Source organism: Streptomyces incarnatus (assembly GCF_001027185.1).
In the GTDB taxonomy this organism is placed as follows: domain Bacteria; phylum Actinomycetota; class Actinomycetes; order Streptomycetales; family Streptomycetaceae; genus Streptomyces; species Streptomyces puniciscabiei.
In genome coordinates this window covers 4,744,069-4,767,894 of record NZ_CP011497.1, presented here as the reverse complement: position 1 = coordinate 4,767,894, position 23,826 = coordinate 4,744,069, and the positions used below count along the sequence as shown (strand labels likewise).

General features: G+C 71.5%; 19 protein-coding genes and 1 pseudogene. 9 read left to right on the top strand and 11 right to left on the bottom strand.

The window, feature by feature from the left end:
- Positions 1-499: 499 nt before the first annotated feature.
- A complete protein-coding gene (locus ABB07_RS21490; RefSeq protein WP_208900221.1) occupies positions 500-3,613 on the bottom strand; it encodes an FAD-binding and (Fe-S)-binding domain-containing protein in 3,114 nt (1,037 codons plus the stop codon).
- 157 nt (positions 3,614-3,770) lie between these two features.
- On the opposite strand from ABB07_RS21490, the gene serC reads away from it, so the two are divergent.
- Positions 3,771-4,889: a phosphoserine transaminase gene (gene serC / locus ABB07_RS21485; RefSeq protein ID WP_208900220.1), complete on the top strand. Its 1,119-nt coding sequence runs from the start codon at positions 3,771-3,773 to the stop codon at positions 4,887-4,889.
- A 100-nt stretch (positions 4,890-4,989) separates the two neighbouring features.
- Here serC and ABB07_RS21480 read toward each other — a convergent pair whose 3' ends face one another.
- Positions 4,990-5,541 (bottom strand): DinB family protein, encoded by a 552-nt coding sequence (locus ABB07_RS21480; protein WP_208900219.1) that lies wholly within the window; start codon positions 5,539-5,541, stop codon positions 4,990-4,992.
- Positions 5,542-5,799: 258 nt separating this feature from the next.
- Between ABB07_RS21480 and ABB07_RS21475 the strand changes: the two genes are divergently transcribed.
- Positions 5,800-6,993: an acyltransferase family protein gene (locus ABB07_RS21475; protein ID WP_244189459.1), complete on the top strand. Its 1,194-nt coding sequence runs from the start codon at positions 5,800-5,802 to the stop codon at positions 6,991-6,993.
- Positions 6,994-7,057: 64 nt separating this feature from the next.
- On the opposite strand, the gene ABB07_RS21470 is transcribed toward ABB07_RS21475, so the two are convergent.
- Positions 7,058-8,050: a TolB-like translocation protein gene (locus ABB07_RS21470; protein ID WP_208900218.1), complete on the bottom strand. Its 993-nt coding sequence runs from the start codon at positions 8,048-8,050 to the stop codon at positions 7,058-7,060.
- A gap of 114 nt (positions 8,051-8,164) precedes the next feature.
- Between ABB07_RS21470 and ABB07_RS21465 the strand changes: the two genes are divergently transcribed.
- The 3 genes from ABB07_RS21465 to ABB07_RS21455 all read left to right on the top strand — a co-directional run bounded on the left by ABB07_RS21465 (position 8,165) and on the right by ABB07_RS21455 (position 10,580).
- Positions 8,165-8,848, top strand: coding sequence for an SGNH/GDSL hydrolase family protein (locus tag ABB07_RS21465; protein ID WP_208900217.1), 684 nt, complete (start codon positions 8,165-8,167; stop codon positions 8,846-8,848).
- 88 nt (positions 8,849-8,936) lie between these two features.
- Positions 8,937-9,524: a Uma2 family endonuclease gene (locus ABB07_RS21460; RefSeq protein WP_244189458.1), complete on the top strand. Its 588-nt coding sequence runs from the start codon at positions 8,937-8,939 to the stop codon at positions 9,522-9,524.
- Positions 9,525-9,584: 60 nt separating this feature from the next.
- Positions 9,585-10,580: an aldo/keto reductase gene (locus tag ABB07_RS21455; RefSeq protein WP_208900216.1), complete on the top strand. Its 996-nt coding sequence runs from the start codon at positions 9,585-9,587 to the stop codon at positions 10,578-10,580.
- Between the two features lie 205 nt (positions 10,581-10,785).
- Here the strand turns inward: ABB07_RS21455 and thpR are convergent, their stop codons facing one another.
- Positions 10,786-11,358 (bottom strand): RNA 2',3'-cyclic phosphodiesterase, encoded by a 573-nt coding sequence (gene thpR / locus ABB07_RS21450; RefSeq protein WP_208900215.1) that lies wholly within the window; start codon positions 11,356-11,358, stop codon positions 10,786-10,788.
- Between the two features lie 39 nt (positions 11,359-11,397).
- Between thpR and ABB07_RS21445 the strand changes: the two genes are divergently transcribed.
- A complete protein-coding gene (locus tag ABB07_RS21445; RefSeq protein WP_208900214.1) occupies positions 11,398-11,925 on the top strand; it encodes a GNAT family N-acetyltransferase in 528 nt (175 codons plus the stop codon).
- A 115-nt stretch (positions 11,926-12,040) separates the two neighbouring features.
- On the opposite strand, the gene ABB07_RS21440 is transcribed toward ABB07_RS21445, so the two are convergent.
- Complete coding sequence (locus ABB07_RS21440; RefSeq protein ID WP_425264747.1) at positions 12,041-13,387, bottom strand: MFS transporter; 1,347 nt, start codon at positions 13,385-13,387, stop codon at positions 12,041-12,043.
- 27 nt (positions 13,388-13,414) lie between these two features.
- The gene (locus ABB07_RS21435; RefSeq protein WP_208900213.1) at positions 13,415-13,852 is read right to left on the bottom strand and encodes a MarR family winged helix-turn-helix transcriptional regulator; all 438 of its coding nucleotides are present in this window, start codon (positions 13,850-13,852) and stop codon (positions 13,415-13,417) included.
- Positions 13,853-14,006: 154 nt separating this feature from the next.
- On the opposite strand from ABB07_RS21435, the gene ABB07_RS21430 reads away from it, so the two are divergent.
- The gene (locus tag ABB07_RS21430; protein ID WP_153543330.1) at positions 14,007-14,189 is read left to right on the top strand and encodes a ribbon-helix-helix protein, CopG family; all 183 of its coding nucleotides are present in this window, start codon (positions 14,007-14,009) and stop codon (positions 14,187-14,189) included.
- Positions 14,190-14,208: 19 nt separating this feature from the next.
- Here the strand turns inward: ABB07_RS21430 and ABB07_RS21425 are convergent, their stop codons facing one another.
- Positions 14,209-15,660 carry an NCS2 family permease gene (locus tag ABB07_RS21425; protein ID WP_208900212.1) on the bottom strand — a complete coding sequence of 484 codons (1,452 nt, stop codon included), beginning with the start codon at positions 15,658-15,660 and terminating at the stop codon, positions 14,209-14,211.
- Positions 15,661-15,831: 171 nt separating this feature from the next.
- Here ABB07_RS21425 and ABB07_RS21420 point away from each other — a divergent pair, with 171 nt between their 5' ends.
- Both ABB07_RS21420 and ABB07_RS21415 read left to right on the top strand, forming a co-directional pair.
- Positions 15,832-16,098 carry a DUF2530 domain-containing protein gene (locus ABB07_RS21420; RefSeq protein WP_208900211.1) on the top strand — a complete coding sequence of 89 codons (267 nt, stop codon included), beginning with the start codon at positions 15,832-15,834 and terminating at the stop codon, positions 16,096-16,098.
- Between the two features lie 92 nt (positions 16,099-16,190).
- Positions 16,191-18,587, top strand: coding sequence for an HAD-IC family P-type ATPase (locus ABB07_RS21415; RefSeq protein WP_208900210.1), 2,397 nt, complete (start codon positions 16,191-16,193; stop codon positions 18,585-18,587).
- 7 nt (positions 18,588-18,594) lie between these two features.
- On the opposite strand, the gene ABB07_RS21410 is transcribed toward ABB07_RS21415, so the two are convergent.
- From ABB07_RS21410 to ABB07_RS21395, 4 genes and pseudogenes are all read right to left on the bottom strand, one after another.
- Positions 18,595-19,461, bottom strand: a complete 867-nt coding sequence (locus ABB07_RS21410) for a hypothetical protein (RefSeq protein ID WP_208900209.1) — start codon at positions 19,459-19,461, stop codon at positions 18,595-18,597.
- A 145-nt stretch (positions 19,462-19,606) separates the two neighbouring features.
- Entirely contained in the window at positions 19,607-22,738 is a 3,132-nt protein-coding gene (locus ABB07_RS21405; RefSeq protein ID WP_208900208.1) for a sacsin N-terminal ATP-binding-like domain-containing protein, read from the bottom strand.
- Positions 22,739-22,805: 67 nt separating this feature from the next.
- Positions 22,806-22,994: a DUF397 domain-containing protein gene (locus ABB07_RS21400; RefSeq protein ID WP_244189457.1), complete on the bottom strand. Its 189-nt coding sequence runs from the start codon at positions 22,992-22,994 to the stop codon at positions 22,806-22,808.
- A pseudogene (locus tag ABB07_RS21395) lies at positions 22,991-23,721 on the bottom strand (helix-turn-helix domain-containing protein). The gene ABB07_RS21400 and the pseudogene ABB07_RS21395 overlap by 4 nt, the downstream one beginning before the upstream one ends.
- Between the last annotated feature and the right edge of the window lie 105 nt (positions 23,722-23,826).

Sequence of the window (23,826 nt, the reverse complement as noted above, 5' to 3'; positions counted from 1 at the left end):
CCGACTCCTAGTGTTTCGCAGTTCTGTGGTTCGAGAATTCCGCGTCCGGCGTTCCCGACACCGAAGAAACTACACGCCGCCCCGGCGCCCGACGGGCAAAAATGGCAAAGGGACGCTGTGAATAGCTTGGTGAATCCTGAGGGACGGCCCCCGAAGCTGAGAGTTCTCTTGTGAGCCTGGGAAGCGCCTTATAACGGCGGCGCTCAGCGCCGGGCCAGGTTCGTGGGCGTCGCGAAGGCGAGATGCTCGGCACGGGAGATGGTCCGCAGGGTGAGGGACATGCGCGTTCCTTCGCAGCTCACAAGATCAACCGGTCACCTCACCCTACGAACCGCCCCGCCCGGCTCGCGGCGGGCGCACGGCACTCAGCTCCCGGCGGGTGTACGCGGTCAGCTCGCCGCGGGCGTACGGCCCTCAGCTCGCCGCGGGCGTACGGCCCTCGGCTCGCCGCGGGCGTGCGGGCGGACAGCCGCAGGACCCACGCCCTGCAGGCACCGGTTCACTGATCATCCGGCCTCCTCGTTCCCCCGTACCTCCTTGCCCGTCTCTTGCCCCCTGACTCCTTGCCCCCTGACTCCTGGTCCCGTGTCTCCTCGCCCCGTTCCTCCTTCCTCTCCTTCTCCAGCGCCTCCGCCAGTACCTCCGCCAGGTGCCGCGCCCGCACCCCGGCCAGCTGGTGCAGCTGGGTGCGGCAGGAGAAGCCGTCGGCCAGGATCACCGTCTGCTCGGGCGCTGCGCGGACCGCGGGCAGGAGCTGTTCCTCCGCGCAGGCTCTGGACACCTCGAAGTGGCCTTTCTCGAAGCCGAAGTTGCCCGCGAGGCCGCAGCAGCCGCCGGTCAGCTCGCCGGTGAGGCCGGCGGACTCGCGCAGCCGGCGGTCGGGGGTGTCGCCGAGCACCGCGTGCTGATGGCAGTGGGTCTGGCCGGCGACCGGACGGTCCACGGGGGGCGGGGTCCAGTGCGGGGCGTGCCGCTGCAGGGCCTCGGCGAAGGTGACGACGGCGGAGGCGAGCCGGGCCGCGCGCGGGTCCTCGTGCAGCAGCTCGGGCAGGTCGGTGCGGAGGGCCGCGGCGCAGCTGGGTTCCAGGACGACGACCGGGACCCCTGCTCCCAGCACCGGCTCCATCAGGTCCAGCGTGCGCCGCAGGACCGTACGGGCGCGGTCGAGCTGGCCGGTGGAGATGTAGGTGAGGCCGCAGCAGACCCGGGCCCGGCGGGCGGTGAGCAGCGCGGCGGCCGACCTGGTCCGGCCGTCGCGGGGCCGGCGCCCGAGCACGCGCCCGAACCCAAACCCCAGCCCCAACCCGCGCCCGCGCCCCAACCCGAACCCGCGCCCCAACCCGCGCCCGCCGATCCTCCCCCCGCGCGGCAGCAGCGTCGGGGGCAGGGCCACCCGCAGCCCGGCGGCCTCCAGTACGCGTACGGCGGCCCGGCCGACGGAGGGCGACAGGTGCTCGGTGAAGGTGTCCGGCCAGAGCACGACCAGGTCCCCCGGACCCGAGCCGCCCGGCACCGGCTCCCCGGCACCGTCGCGGACCGGCTTCCTGCCGCGCCACCAGCCGGTGAACGTCCGTGCCGCCAGCCGGGGAATCTCCCGCTCGGCCGCGATCCCGCCCAGCCGCTTGCCGGCCCGGGCCAGCGGCCGTACCGAGGCGAGGGCGTTGAGCAGCGGGGCCGTGCGGGTGGTGGCGACCCAGCGCAGCCACTGCGGCAGCCGGCCCATGGTGAGGTGGGCGGCGGGACGGCGCCGGCCGGCGTAGTGGTGGTGCAGGAACTCGGCCTTGTAGGTGGCCATGTCGACGCCGACCGGGCAGTCCGAGCGGCAGCCCTTGCAGGACAGGCACAGGTCGAGGGCGTCGCGGACCTCCGTCGAGTACCAGCCGTCGGTGACCAGTTCACCGGCCAGCATCTCGTGCAGCAGGCGGGCCCGGCCGCGCGTGGAGTGCTCCTCCTCGCCGGTCGCCCGGAAGGACGGGCACATCACGGCGGGGCCGGACACGGATGTCGTACGGCACTTGGCGACGCCGACGCAGCGGCGGACGGCGGCGCGGAAGTCGCCTTCGTCGGCCGGGTAGCCGAAGGCCACGTCGACGGGCTTCGCCGGCAGGACGGAGAAGCGGAGGTTCGCGTCCAGCGGGGCCGGGCGGACCAGCACGCCGGGGTTGAGCAGGTCGTCGGGGTCCCAGACCGCCTTGGCCCGCTCGAAGAGCCGGACCGTCTCCGCGCCGTACATGCGCGGCAGCAGCTCGGCGCGGGCCTGCCCGTCGCCGTGCTCCCCGGACAGGGAGCCGCCGTGGGCCACCACCAGGTCGGCCAGTTCCTCGGAGAAGCGGCGGAAGCGGCCGATGCCGGGCTCGGTGAGCAGGTCGAAGTCGATGCGGACGTGGATGCAGCCGTCGCCGAAGTGGCCGTACGGCGTGCCGCGCAGGTTGTGCGCCGACAGCAGGGCGCGGAAGTCCCGCAGATAGGCGCCGAGCCGGGCGGGCGGCACCGCGCAGTCCTCCCAGCCGGGCCAGGCCTCGCTGCCGTCGGGCATCCGGGTCGCCGTGCCGCTCGCGTCCTCGCGGATGCGCCACAGGGTCCGCTGGGCGGCCGGGTCGGTCACCACCAGAGAGTCGATGACGTCGGCCGCGCGGACGATCGCCCCGGCACGCGCGCGTGCCTCGGCCGCCGACTCCCCGCCGGTCTCCACGAACAGCCAGGCACCGCCCTTGGGCAGCCCGGCCGGTGTGCGCACCAGGTCGGCCGCCATGCCCTCCACCGTCAGCGGGCCGAGCGGAAGGAGGCCGGCGGCGGCCTCGGCGGCGGCGCTCTCGTCGCCGTACGCCAGCACGGCCAGGGCACGCGCGCGTGGGGCCCGCACCAGCTGGACGACGGCCTCGGTGAGGATGCCGAGGGTGCCCTCGCAGCCGCAGAAGGAGCGGGCGACGTCGGCGCCCTTCTCGGGCAGCAGCGCGTCCAGCGCATACCCGGAGATACGGCGGGGCAGCTCCGGGAAACCGGTGCGCAGCCGCGCCAGTTCGCCCTCCGCGAGCTCGCGCAGCCCGTCCGGTGCCCCGGCCCAGTCCCGGCCGAGCCGCAGCCGGCGCCCGCGCGCGGTGACGACGGACAGCTCCCGCACACTGTCGGCGGTCGTGCCCCAGGCGACCGAGTGGGAGCCGCAGGAGTTGTTGCCGATCATGCCGCCGAGCGTGCACCGGCTGTGCGTGGAGGGGTCGGGGCCGAAGCGCAGGCCGTGCGGTGCGGCGGCCTCCTGGAGCCGGTCGAGGACGAGCCCCGGTTGGACGACGGCCGTACGGGTGCCGGGGTCCAGCTCCAGCAGGCCGTTCATGTGCCGGGTGAAGTCCAGCACCACGCCGGTGCCGGTCGCCTGCCCGGCGATCGACGTGCCCCCGCCGCGCGCCACCACCGGAACCCCGCGTGCCCGGCAGACCTCCAGCGCGGCGGCCACGTCGTCGGCGTCTCTCGGGGCCACGACGCCCGCCGGGACACGCCGGTAGTTGGACGCGTCCATGGTGACCAGCGCCCGGGAGGTGGTGCCGAAACCGACCTCGCCCCGGACGGCGCCGCGCAGCTCCGCTTCGAGACCTTCGAGACCCGAGTGATCCGTCATGCGTCCAGGATGCATCCGCTCACGGACAGTCACCGAAAGTTTTCCACAGGCCCACGCATATCGTCGTACTAGTTCACAAGTCCACGCCTCGACGCTCTTGTCTCATCGGACGGACAAGGCTCTGCCCGGTTTCGCCCACCGCGATACCCTCCGACTCGTGGCCGACATCCAGATTCCCGCTGACATCAAGCCCGCCGACGGACGTTTCGGCGCGGGCCCCTCCAAGGTGCGCACAGAGGCGCTCGACGCCCTCGCCGCGACCGGCAGTTCCCTGCTCGGCACCTCCCACCGCCAGGCCCCCGTCAAGAACCTGGTCGGCAAGGTCCGCGAGGGGATCTCCGAGCTGTTCTCCCTGCCCGAGGGCTACGAGGTGATCCTCGGCAACGGCGGCTCGACCGCCTTCTGGGACATCGCCACCCACGGCCTGATCGAGTCCAAGTCCCAGCACCTGAGCTTCGGCGAGTTCTCCTCCAAGTTCGCCAAGGCCGCCAAGCTGGCCCCGTGGCTGGCCGAGCCCACCGTCATCTCCGCCGACCCCGGCACCCACCCCGAGGCGCGGGCCGAGGCGGGCGTCGACGTGTACGCCTTCACCCACAACGAGACCTCGACGGGCGTCGCGATGCCCATCGAGCGGGTCGCGGGCGCGGACTCCGGCTCCCTCGTGCTCGTGGACGCGACGAGCGGCGCCGGCGGCCTCCCGGTCGACGTCGCCGAGACCGACGTCTACTACTTCGCCCCGCAGAAGTCCTTCGCCTCCGACGGCGGCCTGTGGATCGGCGTCTTCTCCCCGGCCGCGATCGAGCGCGCCGAGCGCGTCCACGCCTCCGGCCGCCACGTCCCGGAGTTCTTCAGCCTCCCCACGGCGATCGACAACTCCCGCAAGAACCAGACGTACAACACCCCGGCCCTCGCCACCCTGTTCCTGCTGAACCAGCAGCTGGAGTGGCTCAACGGCCAGGGCGGCCTGGCCTGGTCCACGGCCCGCACCAAGGACTCCTCGACCCGCCTGTACGCCTGGGCGGAGGAGTCCAAGTACGCCACCCCGTTCGTCACCGACCCGGCCAAGCGCTCGCAGGTCATCGGCACGATCGACTTCTCCGAGGAGATCGACGCGGCCGCCGTCGCCAAGGTGCTGCGCGCCAACGGCATCGTGGACACCGAGCCGTACCGCAAGCTCGGCCGCAACCAGCTGCGCATCGCGATGTTCCCGGCGATCGACCCGGCGGACGTCGAGGCGCTGACGAAGTGCGTGGACTACGTGATCGAGAGGCTCTGACCTCCCGGTACGACGGGTACGACGCTGAAGGGCGCCCTGCGGAGTGTTCCGCGGGGCGCCCTTCACGCATCCGGGGCCCGTGCGGGCAGCGCGCGCCCGGTCACACCCCGACCGCGCCGTCGATGCGTTCGCGGATCAGGTCGGCGTGCCCGTTGTGCCGCGCGTACTCCTCGATCATGTGGACCAGCACCCAGCGCAGGGAGACGGTGCCCCGCCAGGCGTCGTGGCCCTCGACGTCGAGGTGCGCGGCCTCGGCGACGAAGGCGTCCGCGAAGGCGACCTCGGCGTGCCAGGCGGCCCAGGACTCCGCGACGACCCCGGGATCAGGACCGGCGCCGTCGAAGTCGCCCTCGGGGGCGTCGGCGGAGGAGAAGCGCAGCTCGACCTCGTGTCCGGCGAGCACGGCCCGGAACCAGCGGCGTTCCACGTCGGCGAGGTGCCGGACGAGGCCGAGCAGGGAGAGCGAGGACGGGGACACCGACCGCCGGGCCAACTCCGGCCCGAGACCGGAGCACTTCAGCTTCAGGGTGGCACGCTGGGCGTCCAGCATGGCCACGAGCATGCTCCGCTCGTCCCCGGTCGCTGGGCCGCTGAACCGCTGCTCGCTGCCGGGGGCGGTGAACAGTTCGATCCGGCGGTCGGGAATCTTCATGCCCACATCATGCTCTGCGCCCGGCCGCCTCCGGAACCGACGGCGGAATTCCGGGACTTGACGCTCTTCCGGCCCGTCTGTTGAACCCCCGAGCCGGACGCCACGTACCAGTCGCGGTGGGTGGCGCCGTGCCGCCCGCCGTACCGCCGGGAAATCGGGCCCGCGGGCGCCCGCATGGCGCGGGTCGCACGTGCCGTGCGTGCCGAGGCGGCGGCGTACGGCGAACGCGGTGCCTGGAGAAGGGGTTGAACGATTTCCGTGGAGTCGAGTCTTCCGGCCGGCAGTTCCCTCGACCTGGCCGCGCCGATGGAGCAGGAGGCGAGGGCGAGCGGTGCACAGGGCCGCCGGCAGCTGGTGGGCCTGGACGGTCTCCGCGGCCTGGCGGCCTTGTACGTGGTCCTGTTCCACTGCTGGCTGTACACGTTCCCGGGATACCCCCACAGCTCGGCACCGCCGTGGCTGGGGGGCCTGATGTTCGGGCGTCTGGCCGTCGTCTTCTTCCTGGTGCTGTCCGGCTTCTCGCTGGCGATCTCACCGGCCCGTCACGGCTGGCGGCCGGGCGGCGTCGGCCGCTTTCTGCGCCGTCGTGCCTGGCGCATCCTGCCTCCGTATTGGGCAGCGCTGGCCATGAGTCTGATCATTTCCTGGTCGATCGTGCCCGCTTCGCACTCAGGGCCGCCCACTGGCACGTCGATTCTGGTGTACGGCCTCGTCGCCCAGGACATGTTCACCGCCCCCACCCCGAACGGCGCGTTCTGGTCGATCGGAGTGGAGGCCGAGCTCTATCTCCTCTTCCCCCTTCTCCTTCTCGTCCGGCGGCGCCTGGGCGCGGCTGTCCTGGTCGCCTGCGTGACCGTTCCGGTGATCGCCCGTGGCCTGGCGGCGGCGAACGCCTCTCCTGTGGAAGGCGACAACTGGCTCGCTCCCCATCTCGCTCCCGTGTTCGCCGCGGGCCTGGTCGGCGCGGCAGTCGTCGGCGCTTCGGACCGAGTCCAACGCCTGCCCTGGGGCTGGTTCGCCGTCCTGGCCGCCCTGCCCGTCCTGGCGCTCGGCGTCGTACGAGGTTCCGTCTGGACGGTGAACCACTATTTCTGGATCGACCTCGCCATCGCTCCGGCCATGGCGATGCTGCTCGCCGCGGTCGCCACCGGCAGACCCGCCGTCCTTGTGCGGCTCCTGACCACGCGCCCCGTTCGACGTCTCGGCGGCTTCTCCTACAGCCTCTACCTGATCCATCTGCCCATCGTCATGACCGTGGTCCGCCGCGTGGCACCCCTCTTCTGCTCGCCGGGCCTGCCCGTGTTCTGGTGCACGCTGATCGTGGCCCTGCCGGTCTCGGTGCTCGGGGCATGGCTCTTTTCCAAGATCTTCGAGATGCCCTTCAAGCGGCACAGGTCATGGAGGTCCCTGATCGAAGCCCTGCCGCGCGGTCACCGGCTTCCGCGGTTGTGAAGTGCGGCCCGCGGTGCCTCCATGGAGATATGGCAACCCGCTTCACCCAGGACGGATGACCTCCTCAGCCCCGCCGCCGCAGCCGCCGCAGCCCGAACAGGGCCGCCAGCCCGACGGCGACGACGGCCGCCCCGACCTTCAGGCCACTGCCACCGCCGACACCACCGCTGCCACCCCCGGCCGTGACCGAACCACCGTGCGGCGACGGCGACTTGGACGCCGGCCGGCCCGGCGCGTCCTTCGCCACGACCTCGCTGTCCGCCCCCTCGCTGCTGTACAGCAGCTTGGTGCCGTCGACGGAGTACGAGACGCCCTCCCCCTGCCCCTGAAGCGGCACGTCGAGCTGGCCCTCGCGCTTGATCCGGCCGCCGTTCCAGTCGTAGTAGATCCCGCCCAGGTACCCGCGTACGGCGAGCTGCCGCCCGTCCGGCGAGAAGGCCGCGTCCGTGGCCCAGAGGTCGACGGGGGCGATCGGCCGGAAGACGTTCGTACCGGAGGTGGACAGGGTGGCCGGGCCCTCGTACAGGTGCCCGCCGTCCTCCTTCTTGTCGATGATGTAGACCCGCCCGGTCTTCGGGTGGACGATCAGCGACTCGGCGTCGCGCGGCCCGTTCGCGTACTTCACGACGTACTGCGTGGCGGCGACCGTCTGGTCCCTCAGCTCCTTCGGCTCGGGCAGCCGGTAGATCCACACGAAGGGCCACGTGCCGCCGAGGTTGTCGCCGATGTCGCCCAGGTAGATCTCGTTGTGCGGCCCGATGGAGATGGCCTCGACGTCGCGCGGGGCGCCGATGCCGCGCAGGGTGATCCGGGCGACGGTCCTGCCGGTGCGGCTGTCCACGGCGTAGACGTACGGCCCGTCGCCGCTGTCGTTGTGCGTCCAGTAGATGCCGGGGTGCAGGCGGGAGGCGGCGAGCCCGCTGGACTCGGCGATCCTCGGGTCCTTGATGGTGAAGCCGTTGTCGCCGTCCCCGCCCGCGTTCCCGGCGGCGGAGGCGGGCAGCGCGCAGGCGCCGGCGAGCAGCAACCCGGCGAGGACGGCGGACGATCGACGCATGCCCCCAAGACTGCCACTCCCGCCGGGGGTTCACCGGGCGGGCGCCCGCCGGGGCTCTCCGGACGTGGTGGGCCTCACATCCCACCGGCGGCCGTGATCGTCCATCATGAGCGGATGCTCAGGTTCATGCCCGTAGGTGACTCCATGACGATCGGGAGCGCCGGCGAGCACACATGGCGTTACCGGCTGTGGCGGCATCTGCGCGACACGTACGACGGCCCCTTCACCTTCGTCGGCCCGCGCGAGGAGCTCTACGACAAGACGACCGACGCGCCCACGTCCCACGCCTACGCCGACCCCGGCTTCCCCCGCCGCCACCTGGCCGGCTGGGGAGAGGGCTGGCTGCACATGGCTCCGCTGGTCGGCGACGCGGTGCGGGAGCACCGGGCGGACGTGCTGCTGGTCTCCCTCGGCCTGATCGACCTGGGCTTCTACACGAACCCCGAGCAGACGGCGGAGAACGTACGGGCCTTCGTCGCGGGAGCCCGCCAGGCCCGGCCGCGCATCCGCATGGTGCTGCTGCCGGTGATCCCGAACATACGGGCCGAGGTCGACGCGCCCTTCGCCGCGCAGGTGGACCTCTTCAACGTCCTGCTCGCCAAGACGGTCGCCGACCTGGACGAACCCCGCTCACCGGTCCTGCTGGCCTCGCGGCCGGAGGGGTACGACATCCACACCGACACCTACGACGGCACGCATCCCAACGCCAGTGGCGAGCACCGGATCGCGGGGGCCTTCGCGGGGGCCATGTGGGAGGCGTGGGGGGTAGGACGGGCGTACGCGGCTGGAACAGGTTGACCGAATTCCGGCGTCTCCTGGTCACGGTGCGTATCGTTGGAGTGCGCGGCTGCACTGATCGACAGGGCAGCCGGGGAGGAGCGCGACCGTGACCATCCTTGAAGACAGGATCGAGATGGCCGACGCCAACACCAAGCGTTTGGACGAGTGGTTCGAGCGGCTTGAGCGCATGCCCGTCCCCGAGGGATACAAGGTCGAGATCGTCGGGGGCAACGTCCATATGACGCCGCAGCGGGACACCCACTGGGTCATCATCCGCCGAATCGTGCGGGCGCTGGAGGACAGGTTCGGGATGAAGGTCAAAGCGTTCTCGGACGTCCGCATCGACTTCCCGGGCCACGAGAACGGCTTCTGCCCGGACGTCGCCCTGCTCAAGGACTCGGCGAAGAAGGACGAAACGGGCCACTGGCGCTACCAGGACGTCGTGTTCGTCGCCGAGGTCATCTCCAAGGGGACGGCCGCCAACGACTACGGCTCGAAGAGGTTCGCCTACGCGGAGGCCGAAGTCCCGCTGTACGTCATCGCCGATCCCTACCAGGGGCGGTGCCACGTCTACACCGATCCCAAGCGCGGCGACTACGACGAGCCGACGAAGGTCGACTTCGGCAAGGACATCGACCTGACCGGCACCGTGGTCGACCTCGTACTCAAGACCGACGACTTCCCCCGCGACTGACACCCGATCCTCCCGAAAACCCTTGCTTCGAGCGCACTTCAAGCCGTTGGCTTGAGGACCATGAAGTACACGCAGCTTGGACGCACGGGACTCAAGGTCAGCCGACTCGTCCTCGGGACGATGAACTTCGGGCCGCACACCGAAGAGGCCGACAGCCACGCCATCATGGACGCGGCGCTGGACGCGGGCATCAACTTCTTCGACACCGCCAACGTGTACGGCTGGGGCGAGAACAAGGGCCGCACCGAGACCATCATCGGCAACTGGTTCGCGGGGGGCGGCGAGCGCCGGGACAAGGTCGTCCTGGCCACCAAGGTCTACGCCAACATGGCCCCCGACGGCGAGGGAGCCTGGCCCAACCACGACAAGCTCTCCGCGCTGAACATCCGCCGCGCCGTGGACGCCAGCCTGAAGCGGCTGCAGACCGACTACATCGACCTCTACCAGTTCCACCACATCGACCGGAGCACCCCGTTCGAGGAGATCTGGCAGGCCATCGACACCCTGGTCCGGCAGGGCAAGATCCTCTACGTGGGCTCCTCCAACTTCCCCGGCTACAAGATCGCCCAGGCCAACGAGATCGCCGCCCGCCGCGGCGGCACCATCGGCCTGGTCAGCGAGCAGTGCCTGTACAACCTCGCGGAGCGGCGTGCCGAGATGGAGGTCATCCCGGCCGCGCAGGACTACGGCCTCGGGGTCATCCCGTGGTCGCCGCTGCACGGCGGTCTGCTCGGCGGGATCATCAAGAAGGAGGTCCAGGGCGGGCGCCGCGCCACCGGCCGGGCCGCCGACACCCTCAAGGACCCGGCCGCCCGCGCCCGGATCCAGACGTACGAGGACCTGGTCGACAAGCACGGCCTGGAGCCCGGCGAGGTGGCCCTGGCCTGGCTGCTCACCCGGCCGGGTGTGACCGGGCCCATCGTCGGTCCGCGTACGGCCGAGCAGCTCGAGTCCGCGATCAGGGCTTCGGAGCTGGAGCTGAGCGAGGAGCTGCTGGCGGGCCTGGACGAGGTCTTCCCGGGCCCGGGCCCGTCCCCGGAGGCCTTCGCCTGGTAGGGGGCCTGTAGGGGCGCGGGGCGCTGTCGACGTGCGGCTCCGCCGCGTGGGCGCGACCAGCCGCACACGGCCCGCAGCCGAAAAGCCGGCCGCAGTGCCCCCGCCCTCCTACCTCATGGCCGCCGAGACAGCGACCACCACGAACATCAGCACAAGCACACCGGCCATGATCCGGTTCCGCGTCTTCGGGTCCACGTCATCGAGCCTAACCGGCCCCGTCCAGGGACCAGCGGGCGACCACCTCGTACCGAGGCTGCTCGCCCGCCACCCCCGAGCGGGGCAGATTGCTCCGCACCAGCGCCAGCTCGTTCACCGTCCAGGTTCCGCTGGTGAACTCGCGGAGCAGCTCGACGTACGGCCGTACGTCCACCGAGTCCCGGCTCCGCGCCACCGTCAGGTGGGCCTTGTACCGGCGGTGCTCCCCCATCGGCACGCCCGCCTTCCGCGCCGCCGACTCCGCCCGGTCGGCCAGCAGCCGCAGCGCCTCCACCTCGCCGTGGGCGCCGGTCCACAGGGCCTTGCCGTGCCCGAACTGGCCGCCGCCGGAGAGGGAGAGGTCGAAGGGCGCCGTACGGTGGGCCGCCCGGGCCAGGCGGTCCGACAGGTCCGGTACGAGGTCGTCGGCGACCTCGCCGTAGAAGGCGAGGGTGAAGTGCCAGCCCGGCCGGTCGGTCCAGCGCAGCCGCTCCGCGCCGGGCAGCGTCTTCAACTTGGCGACTTCAAGGGCGAGTTCGTGGACGACGGGCTCCGGGGGGAGCACCGCGGCGAAGAGTCTCATGCCTTCACCATCGCAGACGGCGGCGGGCATGATGAGTCAATGACGATCACCATCCGCGAAGGCGGCCCCGACGACATCCCCGTGATACTCGCCATGCTCGACAGCAGTGTGGAGTGGCTGGTCTCACAGGGCCGCACCGGCCAGTGGGGAAGCAAGCCGCTGTCGGAGAACCCGAGGGTGGCGGAATCGGTCGCCGGATACATGGACAAGGGCAGCACGTACATCGCCGAAGTCGACGGCGTACCGGCCGCGACGCTCACCCTCAGCGACGCGCCCGGTGCCTATCTGTCCCACCTCCCGCCGCCCGGCGAGCCCGAGCGGTACATCCACTGGCTCGCCTCCGACCGCCGCTTCAAGGGCCACGGCGCCGGGGCCGCCCTGCTGGCCCACGCGGCCGAGGTGACCCGGCGGGCCGGAATCTCCCTGCTGCGCGTGGACTGCTACGCCGGCGACGACCGCAAGCTGGTCGCCTTCTACGAGGCCAACGGCTTCACCCCGACGGAGACGTACACCTCCGGCGAGCAGAACGACTGGCCGGGCCAGGTACTGGCCCGGCGGGTGCTGTAGGGGCCGCTTGCCGTGCCCCGAAGGGGCGCGGGGAACTGCGCGAGCAACCCACCACTGCCCGCACCCGGGCACACAACCTGGTACCCCCACGGCGCCCCCGCCCCCCGCCGGAGGCCTACGCCGCTGTCGCCAGTTCCTCCCGCTCCCGCGCGACGAAGCGCACCCGCGGATGCCCGTGGTGCCAGCCCACCGCCAGCCGCAGGCCCCCGATGCGGGCCAGGACCATGCCGATGCCCGCGGCGGCCGCGGCCGAGATGACACCGCCGAGGGCGAAGCCGACCCGGGCGCCGTACGTGTCGGTGATCCAGCCGACGACCGGCGCGCCGAGCGGGGTGCCGCCCATGAACACCATCATGAACAGGGACATCACCCGGCCGCGCATGGCCGGGTCGGTCGCCATCTGCACGGCGGTGTTCGCGGTGACGTTGACCGTCAGGCCGCAGACCCCTATCGGGACCATGAGCAGCGCGAACAGCCCGTACGACGGGGCCAGCGCGGCCACCACCTCCAGCGTGCCGAAGGCCAGCGCGGCGGCGATCAGGACGCGCAGCCGGGCCGTGCCGCGCCGGGCGGCGAGCAGGGCACCGCACAGGGAGCCGACGGCCATCAGGGTGTTGAAGAGGCTGTAGGACCCGGCGCCGGAGTGGAAGACGCCGTTCGCGTAGGCCGACAGCCACACCGGGAAGTTGAAGCCGAAGGTGCCGATGAAGCCGACGAGGACGATCGGCCAGATCAGCTCCGGGCGGCCGGCCACATACCGCAGGCCTTCGCGCAGCTGGCCCTTCCCGCGCGGCGCACGCCGGACCACGTGCAGTTCGCGGGCGCGCATCAGCAGCAGGCCGGTGATGGGCGCGACGAAGGACAGGCCGTTGGCGAGGAACGCCCAGCCGGTGCCCACGCCGGTGATCATCAGACCGGCGACGGCGGGGCCGACCAGGCGGGCGGACTGGAAGTTCGCCGAGTTCAGGCTGACCGCGTTCTGCAGCTGCTCGGGGCCGACCATTTCGGAGACGAAGGACTGGCGGGCCGGGTTGTCGAGCACCGTGGCGAGGCCGACGGCGAAGGCGGCGACGTAGACGTGCCAGACCTGGACGTGGCCGGTGAGCGTGAGGAAGGCGAGCGCCAGGCCCGTCACGGCCATGGCGGTCTGGGTGGCCAGCAGCGTCGGGCGCTTGGGCAGGCGGTCGACCAGGACTCCGCCGTAGAGGCCGAAGAGGAGCATCGGCAGGAACTGCAGGGCGGTCGTGATGCCGACGGCCGCGGAGGAGCCGGTGAGGCTGAGGACGAGCCAGTCCTGGGCGATGCGCTGCATCCAGGTGCCGGTGTTGGAGACGACCTGGCCGACGAAGAAGAGGCGGTAGTTCCGGATCTTCAGCGAGCTGAACATCGAGCCCTTGCGGGCGGTGGGGGTAGTGGGGGTGGTCGGTGCGGGGGCGGAATCTTTTCCGGGTCCCGTACTCAAAAGGGTTCGCCTCCTCTGTGAAACGGCTTACAGGTGTGCGAGCTTCTCCAGCACGGGGGCGGCGGCGCGCAGCTTGGCCCACTCGTCCTCGTCGAGGCCCTCGACCAGGCCGGCCAGGAACGCGTTGCGCTTGCGGCGGCTCTGCTCGAGCATCGCCTCGGCCTGCTCGGTCTGGGTGACGACCTTCTGGCGCCGGTCCTCGGGGTGCGGCTCCAGCCGGACCAGCCCCTTGGCCTCGAGCAGCGCGACGATGCGGGTCATCGACGGCGGCTGGACGTGCTCCTTGCGGGCGAGCTCGCCCGGGGTGGCCGAGCCGCAGCGGGAGAGGGTGCCCAGCACCGACATCTCGGTGGGGCTCAGCGACTCGTCGACCCGCTGGTGCTTGAGCCGACGGGACAACCGCATCACGGCGGAGCGGAGGGCGTTCACGGCGGCAGCGTCGTCGCCATGGGTGAGGTCCGGCATGTTCTTTAGAGTAACTCATTACTCTCGCTAAGGACCACCGCCGACACGCGGGGATGCCCGTGATACCCGCCACTGAGGCTTCGATCACTCATATGAGTGAGTCCGCGCCGGAAAGTGACGCACGGGGTGGCCGGATGTGGCGACCCTCGTAGGCATGGGGACCACCGTGCTCAGCCTGCGGATAGACGGAGAGCTGCTCGAAAGACTCCGGCACCATGCGGCGAAAAGAGGAATGAGCGTGCAGGACTACGTGGTCCGCACGCTCATCCGGGACGACTTCGACGAGCGGTTCCAGGCCGCCGTCGAGGAAACGGAGAGGTTCTACGGCGTCACCTGACGCCGTGGGGAGCACCCGATCAGGTCAGGCCCAGGGCCGGCATCAGGTAGTAGAAGGCGAAGACCGCCGAGACGACGTACATGGGAACCGGGATCTCGCGGCCCCGTCCGGCGGCCAGGCGCAGCACCGTGAAGGTGATGAAGCCCATGCCGATGCCGTTGGTGATCGAGTAGGTGAACGGCATCATCAGCATCGTCACGAACGCCGGGATCGCGATGGTGTAGTCCGCCCAGTCGATCTCCTTGATCGAGTTCGACAGGATCAGGAAGCCGACCGCGATCAGCGCCGGGGTCGCCGCCTGGGACGGGACCATCGTGGCGACCGGGGTGAGGAACAGCGCCACGGCGAAGAGGCCGCCCGTGACGACGTTCGCGAGGCCCGTGCGGGCGCCCTCGCCGACACCGGCCGTGGACTCCACGAACGCGGTGGTGGCCGAGGAGGAGCTGGCGCCGCCCGCCGCGACCGCGAGGCCGTCGATGAACAGGACCTTGTTGATGCCCGGCATGTAGCCCTCGGCGTCGGTCAGCTTGGCCTCGTCGCTGACGCCCATGATCGTGCCCATCGCGTCGAAGAAGCACGACAGCAGGACCGTGAAGACGAACAGGACGCCGGTCAGCACGCCGACCTTGGAGAAACCGCCGAACAGGCTGACGTGGCCGACCAGGCCGAAGTCGGGGGTGGCGACCGGGTTGCCGGGCCACTTCGGGACGGTCAGGCCCCAGGACGGGATCGTGGTGACCGCGTTGAGGATCACCGCGAGGACGGTCATGCCGACGATCGAGATCAGGATCGCGCCCGGCGTCTTGCGGACGATCAGCACGAAGGTGAGCAGCACGCCGAGGATGAAGACCAGCACCGGCCAGCCGTGCAGGTGGCCGCCGACGCCGAGCTGGACCGGCACGGTGGTCTGGGCGGCGTCCGGCATCCGCGTGATGAAACCGGAGTCGACCAGGCCGATCAGCATGATGAACAGGCCGATGCCGATCGAGATCGCCTTGCGCAGCCCGAACGGCACGGCGTTCATCACGCGCTCGCGCAGCCCCGTGGCGACCAGCAGCATGACCACGAACCCGGCCAGGACGACCATGCCCATCGCGTCCGGCCAGGACATCCGGGGCGCCAGCTGGAGGGCGACGACCGAGTTCACGCCGAGGCCGGCGGCGAGCGCGATCGGGACGTTGCCGATGACGCCCATCAGCAGCGTGGTGAACGCGGCGGTCAGCGCGGTCGCCGTCACCAGCTGGCCGTTGTCCAGGTGGTGCCCGTACCTGTCCTTCGCGCTACCGAGGATGATCGGGTTCAGCACGATGATGTACGCCATCGCGAAGAAGGTGGCGAAACCGCCGCGGATCTCCCGGGCGACGGAGCTGCCGCGCTCCGAGATCCTGAAGTAGCGGTCGAAGGCGCCCCGAGCGGGCGCTCCGCCCGGAATTTCGGGGGTGGGGACCTTGGCGGGTGCCGAGGTGGACATGCTGGACCTCATCACCGACGGGGTTCCCCCGAGCCCCGTTGGAGTTTCATACGAGCAGAAGTGGACACAGACAAACGGTTTCAGTATGAACGTATGAGTCCGAGATCGCTATCTCCGCGCGTAGAACGATCGGAAAGCGGCAGGCAATCGGTCGCCTCGTAAGCTGTGCCCATGGCCAAGTGGACCCCCAAGCACGAGGCGCCCGAGCCCCTGGAGGGCCCCGTGGTCGCCACCATCACCGGCGGCACGATCGTCTGGTTCGTCCTCTTCCTCGTCCAGCTGCCCTTCTACGGCTGGTTCGCGGACCACGGGCATCTGTGGTGGCTGTGGACCTGCCTGGCCGGAGGCGGTCTGGGCCTGATCGGCATCTGGTACGTCCGCAGGCGGGACGCGGCGATCAAGCGGGCGGCCGAGGTGGAGGCGACGCCGGCCCGTTAGCAGCGGCCCGGCCGGAGACGGCGTCGGCCCGCCGGCCACCGCCGCCCACCGCCGGAAAGCGGGCGGGCGCATCCGCACGTACCGTCGATGACATGACCCACATGGACGCGGGCGCGGAGCTCGACCCCGTGCATCCCGTCGCCCTACCGATGACCGGGTCGGCAGGGCTGACCGGTGCCGAGGTCGCGGAACGCGTCACCCGCGGCCAGGTCAACGACGTACCGGTGCGCAGCAGCCGCTCGCTGGGCGAGATCGTCCGGGCGAACGTCTTCACCCGGTTCAACGCGATCATCGGCGTGCTCTGGCTGATCATGCTGTTCGTGGCGCCGATCCAGGACAGCCTGTTCGGCTTCGTGATCCTCGCCAACACCGGCATCGGCATCGTCCAGGAGTGGCGGGCCAAGCAGACCCTCGACTCGCTCGCGGTCATCGGAGAGGCCCGGCCGACCGTACGCAGGGACGGGACGGCCGTCGAGGTCGCCACCCATGAGATCGTCCTCGACGACCTGCTGGAGATCGGGCCCGGGGACAAGGTCGTGGTCGACGGGGTCTGCGTCGAGGCCGACGGGCTGGAGATCGACGAGTCGCTGCTCACCGGCGAGGCCGACCCCGTCGTCAAACGCCCCGGCGACGCCGTCATGTCCGGCAGCTTCGTCGTCGCGGGCGGCGGCGCCTTCCAGGCGACCAAGGTCGGCCGCCAGGCCTACGCCGCCCAGCTCGCCGAGGAGGCCTCCCGCTTCACCCTGGTCCACTCCGAGCTGCGCACCGGCATCTCCACGATCCTGAAGTACGTCACCTGGATGATGGTCCCGGCGGCCGTCGGACTCGTCGTCACCCAGCTCGTCGTCAAGAGCAACGACGTCAAGGACTCCATCGCCCGCACGGTCGGCGGCATCGTCCCGATGGTCCCCGAGGGGCTGGTCCTGCTCACCTCGGTCGCGTTCGCCATCGGGGTCATCCGGCTCGGCCGGCAGCAGTGCCTGGTGCAGGAGCTGCCGGCGATCGAGGGGCTGGCCCGCGTCGACACCGTCTGCCTGGACAAGACCGGCACGCTCACCAAGGGCGGCATGGACGTCACCGAGCTGCGGCCGCTCGGCGGGGCCGACGAGGATCACGTGCGCAAGGTGCTCGGCGCCCTCGGCGAGTCCGACCCGCGCCCCAACGCCTCCCTGAAGGCGATCATCGACGCCTACCCGGACAGCGAGGACTGGCGCTGCGTGGAGTCGCTGCCCTTCTCCTCGGCCCGCAAGTACAGCGGGGCCGCGTTCAGCGAGGCGGACGGCGAGATCAGCACGTGGCTGCTGGGCGCTCCCGATGTCCTCCTCTCCGACGGCGACCCGGCCCTGGCCGAAACCGAGCGCCTCAACGAGCAGGGTCTGCGGGTGCTGCTGCTGACCCGGGCGAGCCGCGATCTGGACGACGCCGAACCGGCCCACGGGGCCCGCCCGACCGCCCTCGTCGTCCTGGAACAGCGGCTGCGCCCGGACGCCGCCGACACCCTGCGCTACTTCGCGGACCAGAACGTGCGCGCCAAGGTCATCTCCGGCGACAACGCGGTGTCGGTCGGCGCGGTCGCCGCCAAGCTGGGCCTGGAGGGGCGGACGCTGGACGCGCGGCACCTGCCCGGCGACCGGGCGGGGATGGCGAAGGCGCTGGACGGGGGGACGGTCTTCGGGCGGGTCACCCCGCGGCAGAAGCGGGACATGGTCGGGGCGCTGCAGTCGCACGGTCACACGGTCGCGATGACCGGCGACGGCGTGAACGACGTGCTCGCGCTGAAGGACGCCGACATCGGGGTCGCCATGGGCTCCGGCTCGGAGGCGACGCGGGCGGTGGCGCAGATCGTGCTGCTGGACAACAGCTTCGCCGGCCTGCCGTCGGTGGTCGGCGAGGGCCGCCGGGTGATCGGCAACATCACGCGGGTCGCGACGCTGTTCCTGGTGAAGACCGTCTACTCGGTGCTGCTGGCCGTCCTGGTGGTGTGCGGGCAGGTGGAGTATCCGTTCCTGCCCCGGCATCTGACCCTGCTGTCCACCCTGACCATCGGCGTCCCGGCGTTCTTCCTGGCCCTGGCGCCCAACAAGGAACGGGCGAAGCCGCACTTCGTGCGCAGGGTCATGCGGTACGCGGTCCCGGGCGGCGTGGTGGCGGGGGTGGCGACCTTCGTGACGTACCTGATCGCCCGCGGCCACTACACCGGGCCCGGCGAGCTGGACGCGGAGACCAGCGCGGCCACCCTGACCCTGTTCCTGGTCTCCATGTGGATCCTGGCGATCATCGCCCGCCCCTACACCTGGTGGCGCCTGACCCTGGTGGCCGCGATGGGCGTGGCGTTCCTGCTGGTCCTGGCCGTCCCGGCGCTGCAGGCGTTCTTCGCGTTGAAGCTGGTGGGGGTCACGATGCCGTGGACCGCCGTCGGCATCGCGGTGGTGGCGGCGGCCGCCCTGGAATGGATCTGGAAGTGGGTCGACCGCCGCTTCCCCGACTAGGCGGGGCCTACTTCACGTCGACGAAGTCACCCGTGGCGCTGACCGCCGGGGTGGTCGTGGTGCCCGCGAAGGAGAAGCGCCAGTAGCCGTCGTAGCCGGCGGTGGCGGTGGTCTTCAGGTTGCCGTACGAGTCCGTGTACACCGTCTTGACGGTGCTGTACGTGCTGGTGCCGTACTTGCGGAACTGCAGCTTGACCGGCTGCTTGGTGTAGCCGTGGTACTGGTGGTCCTCCCAGTTGGCCCGGGAGAGCTTGCCGGTGACCGTGAGGGTCTTGCCCTTGGCGACCGGCTCGGGGCCCGCGTTGACCGTCAGCCTGGAGTAGCGCTGGACCTTGGTGGTGCCCAGGCCGCCCTGCACGGAGCTGTCCTTCGTGCTGTACTGCAGCGCCAGCGCGCCGGCGTTCCAGGTGCCCGCGTCGGAGTTGAGCAGCTCGTCGTCGGCGGGGTAGATGTCGATCAGGCCCGTGCAGTTGGCGGTCGTCGACGAGGTGGGGGTGCACTTGGCCGGGGCGTCGCCGAACAGGACGTTGCTCGCGGTGTCGGGCGAGGAACCCTTGTAGAGGAAGGGGCCGGTGGCGAAGTCGTCCGACGAGACGTCGTAGTTCGCGCCGTGGGTCAGCTTGTAGGAGACCGCGGCGGAGACGTGGTTGGTCGTACCGACCTTGATCGCCGAGCCGATCTTGAGGTTCGAGAAGGTCACACCGAGGTCCGCGCCCTCGGCCGTGCTGAACGCGGACTTGCCGGAGGCGTGGAGCGCCTTCGCGGCCTCCGTCGGGTACGACGGGGCCGAGCCGGCGGCCTGGGCGGCCGGCACGACGAAGGCGGAGAGGGCCAGGGCGCCGGAGACGGCGGCCACAGTGGCACGAATACGCATGTGTTCCCCTGCGTGCAGAGTGATCGGTGAGTCTGGTGACTCGCTGGTCAGACCTGGCACACAGGGGAACGGTTGTACGGAAGTTGAATCTTTGGCGAAAGGGTTGCGGAGGTCCGGGAACCGCCCGGCCGAGGGGATCGCGGGGTCAGTCGAACCAGCGGTCCCTGGCCAGCTCCTCCGTCCGCGAGGGGTCCTCCAGCAGGGCCGCCACCTCGAAGCGCCGCGGCCACTGACCGGCCGCCCAGGCCAGCCCCGCCGCGACGCCCTCCAGCGTGGCCGCGTGCAGCACCCCGTCGTCGGTGAGCCGCCAGTCGATCTCCACGCCGTCCACGACCAGTTCCTCGTGCTCGACATAGGTCTCGGGCGTCCGCGGTCCGAGCAGCACCCGCACCGGGTCCGGCACCTCGTGCTCGGTGCCCTCGGAGTGCACCTCGCCGGTGACGGACTCGCTCAGCCGCCGCACCTGGAACAGCTCCGCCAGCTCGGCGGCCCGGGCGGGCCGGACGGGCAGCAGCGGCACCCCGGAGGTGAACGGGAGCAGGTCGGGCGAGTCGACCACGACCGCCTCGGCCGCGTCCACCACCTCCACCCGGCCGTCGACCACGGCCCGCAGCTCGTCCGGCAGGGTCACCTGCTCCGGGTCCAGCTCCGCCAACGCCCCGTACAGCCCGTGCAGTTGGGCCGAGGTGACCGGACGCTCCGGGTCGGCGAGCCGGTCCAGCAGCTCGGCGGCGCCGCCCGGCTCGTCCAGCAGGGCCGCGACGGAGGTCCGTACGCCCAGGGCCCGCAGCACCTGCTCGTCCTCGAACCCGGTCGCGTCGGCCTCGTCGTACAGGCCGCGCAGCAGCGGGTCCCCGCCGGCGGCGAGGAGTCCGGCGGGCCGGCGCCCGTCGAGCACGGGGTGCCCGCGCAGCCACCACGCGGTGTACGGCCGTACGACCTCGTGCGTGCCGTCGGGCAGCAGGATGCGGACGGGCTGGGTGAGGGCGTCCCGCAGCGGGGGCTGCGCGAGCAGCGCGAGCGCCTGGGGCCAGTGGTCGTCGTCCACCAGGTCCAGGTCGCGCACGGCGACCAGCTCGGTGGCGACCGGGGGCACCGGGCTGTCCGGGAAGCGGTCGAGGATGTCCTCGCACCACACGTCGACCGCGTCGAGCAGCCCGGCGTCATCAGGCTCGGCGAAGTCGCTCTCCCGGGGGTCCAGTTCGTCCGGGTCGAGGACCACGTCAGTGGCGCGGACCAGCGCGAAGTTCGCGAGCACCCCACAGGCGGTCAGCGGCTGCTCGCCCCACTTCTCGGCCAGGTCGTGGTCCACGGCGGCCAGTTCGCCCTCGCGGATCACGCGCGCGAACGGGCTGCCGGGCAGGACGAGTTCGCCGGCGGGGGCCGGCTCCCCGTCCTCGTCGGGCAGGGCGAGGGCGCCCAGCCAGGGCTCGTCACCGGGCTCCAGGCCCGCGTCCCGGACCAGGGCGAGGACGGTGTCGGCCAGTTCCTCGGCGTCCGGCGCGTCCTCCTCCCAGCCGATCCCCTCGTCCTCCAGCGAGGCGGCGACGGCGGCCCGCACCTGCGGGGTGGTGAGCACCGCGCGCGGGGTGGCGGGCAGCGCGCCCAGCTTCTCCAGCAGCGGGTGCGCGGCGTCCTCGTGGGCCACCTTCAGCCCGAGCCGGCCGAGCACGTCCGCGTCGATCCGGGCCGCGTCCGGGGTGGGCAGGAGGACCTGCCGGGGGCCGATGGTGGTGCGCCCGTCGGCGAGTGGCACCGGAAGCCCGGACAGCCGGTCCGGGTCGACCCCGGCGAGGCTGTCGTAGAGCCGCCACCACCAGTCGGGGTCCTTCTCCAGACCGGCGAGCCGGTCGACGGCGTCGGCGAGCCGCAGCCGGGCGACGCCGAGGGTGCGCAGCTCGACGCGCCGCTCCAGACCGGCGGGCAGCAGCGTCGGCAGCACCTCGGCCAGCACCCGCACGGTGTCCGCCCCGGCGCCCTCCACGACCTCGGCGTCCCGGGGCCGCAGGGCCTCGGGGAGGTCGGTGTCGTGGTCCACGGGCTGCACGGCGGGCGGCAGGAAGGCGGTGCGCGGCAGCCGGTCCAGCACGGCCTGCCGCAGCGCGCCGTCCAGCTCGCCCTTGCCGAGCGGTCCCGGGACGAGGTCGATGACGCCGTCCGTGACCGGCCGCCAGTCGGCGAGCAGTTCGGCGTAGAGGTCGGCGGCGCGCTGCACCAGGAAGTCGGTGAGCGGGCCGGGGGCCGTGTGCCGGCGGGTGGTGTCGAGCGGGAAGGAGGCGATGAGCAGGGCCGGGACGCCGAGGGGTTCGTCGCTCGGGGTGGGGGCGTGCACGACGGGCGTGGTCCGGGGCCGGACGGGCCGCCCCTGGTCGTCCTCGGGTACGGCCCAGGTCACCGACCAGTGCGGCCGCAGCCGCTCCTCCACCGGCCGGTCGGCCAGCAGGTCGGGGGTGAGCGGCCCGTGCGCGGAGGCGGTACGCCACCGCGTGGTCCCCTCCCGCGAGTCCTCCACGACGACGGCGGCGCCCTCGGTACGACGGCGCAGCGTGCGCGGTTGTTCGCCGTTGACCTCGATCACCACCTCCGCCAGACCCGGCAGGGCGAGGAGCAGCGCGTCGTCGACCGCGTTCAGCAGCCGCTCGGCGAGATCGGCGGCGGCCGCGTCCCTGAGGGGCAGGATGACGGCGGTGTCGTACGGCTCCGGGGCGGTGCCCTCGGCGGCGAAGGGCAGCCGGAGCAGCGGCACGTGCCCGTCCCGGCGCCGGACCTCGTCCCCGAGGCCCGGGCTGTGCCGGGCGATCTCCCCGGCCAGCTCCCGCGCCTCACCGAGCGACCACCGCACGCCACCGTGCCGGCCCACGATCGCGGGTTCGTCGGTCACCGCGAGGACGGCGGCGAACCCGACCCCGAACCGTCCGACGGCCCCCTGGGTGGTCTCGGCGTCCCGCTTGGCGGAGGCGCGCAGCGTGGACAGCGACTCGACTCCGGCCGCGTCCAGCGGGGCGCCGGTGTTGGCGGCGACGAGGACCCCGCCGTGGAGGGTGAGCCGCAGCCGGCCGGGGGCCTTGGCCCGCGCGGCGGCGTCGGCGGCGTTCTGGGCCAGCTCCACCACGAGCCGGTCCCGGTAGCCGCCGAGGACCAGGTCCTCCTCGGCGTTGGCGTCCTCCCGGAACCGGGCGGGGCTGGTGGCCCAGGCATCGAGGACACCACGGCGCAGCCGGGCCGTCCCGAAGGGATCGGCACCCTCGGCCGCCGGCCGCACGTACTTGCTGCTCACGTTCACACTCCTCGTCGGCGTCGGGACGAAGGTACCGCCCGTCCGCCGCGTGAGCCGCAGCGCCCGTTCAGCGTCGGGCGGCGTAGGTCACGAACTCCGTCCAGGTGGCGGGGGCGACGGCGAGCTGGGGGCCGTCGGTCTGCTTGGAGTCGCGGATGTGGATGGCGGTGGGGGTCATGTTCCAGTCCAGGGCCACTTCGACGCAGGAGTCGCCTTCGCTGCTGCTGCTGTAGCTGCTCTTGAACCAGCGGATCACGTTGCCCCCAGCAGTTGCTTGATGAAGGATGCCGACTCGCGTGGAGTAAGCGCCTGAGCCCGGATGATGCCATAGCGCAGCTCAAGGATACGGAGGTGTTTCGGCTCTTCGACCGCACGTCCGTTGGCCACTGCGGGCGAACGCCCCACCGCCGTTCCGTCGGCGAACTTCAGCACCTCGATCCCACCGGCCAGTCCCGCGTGCTCTTCGCGCTCCATGGGCATCACCTGAAGCTCCACATTGCGCAACTGCGCCACGTCCAGCAGGTGTTCGAGCTGAGGGTGAAGCAGCGCCCGCCCTCCCAGCGGGCGCCGTAGCGTCCACTCCTCCAGAACGAAGCCGACTTCGGGCGCCGGGTCCCGTTCAAAGACCGACTTGCGGGCCATCCGAGCGGCGAAGAACCGCTCCACCTCGGCCTCTGTGCAGGACGCCGCATGACGAGAAGCGCACGCGCGTACTCCGGCGTCTGGAGCAATCCGTGGATGTTCAGCGGGTCGTACAACTGAATCTCCACCGCCTTCGCCTCAACCTCCGCCAGTGCCCGAACCTTCTTCGGATACCGGACCTTCTCCACGTCCTCCTTCATCGCGGCGATCAGCCCACCCGCGTTCAGCACCTTGTCCGCCTTGTCGAGGTACTCAGGCCGAGGGATCCGCTTGCCCGACTCGAGCTTGTAGACCATGTCCTCGCTGTAGCCCATGGCCCTGCCGAAGTCGGCGGCCCGCATACCGACGGCCTCGCGCCTCAGCTTCAACTGCCGTCCCACCATGGCGATGACGGCCACGCCCCACTCGTCGTCCGGGTCGAGCTCCCACCCCGGCTCCTCTTCCTC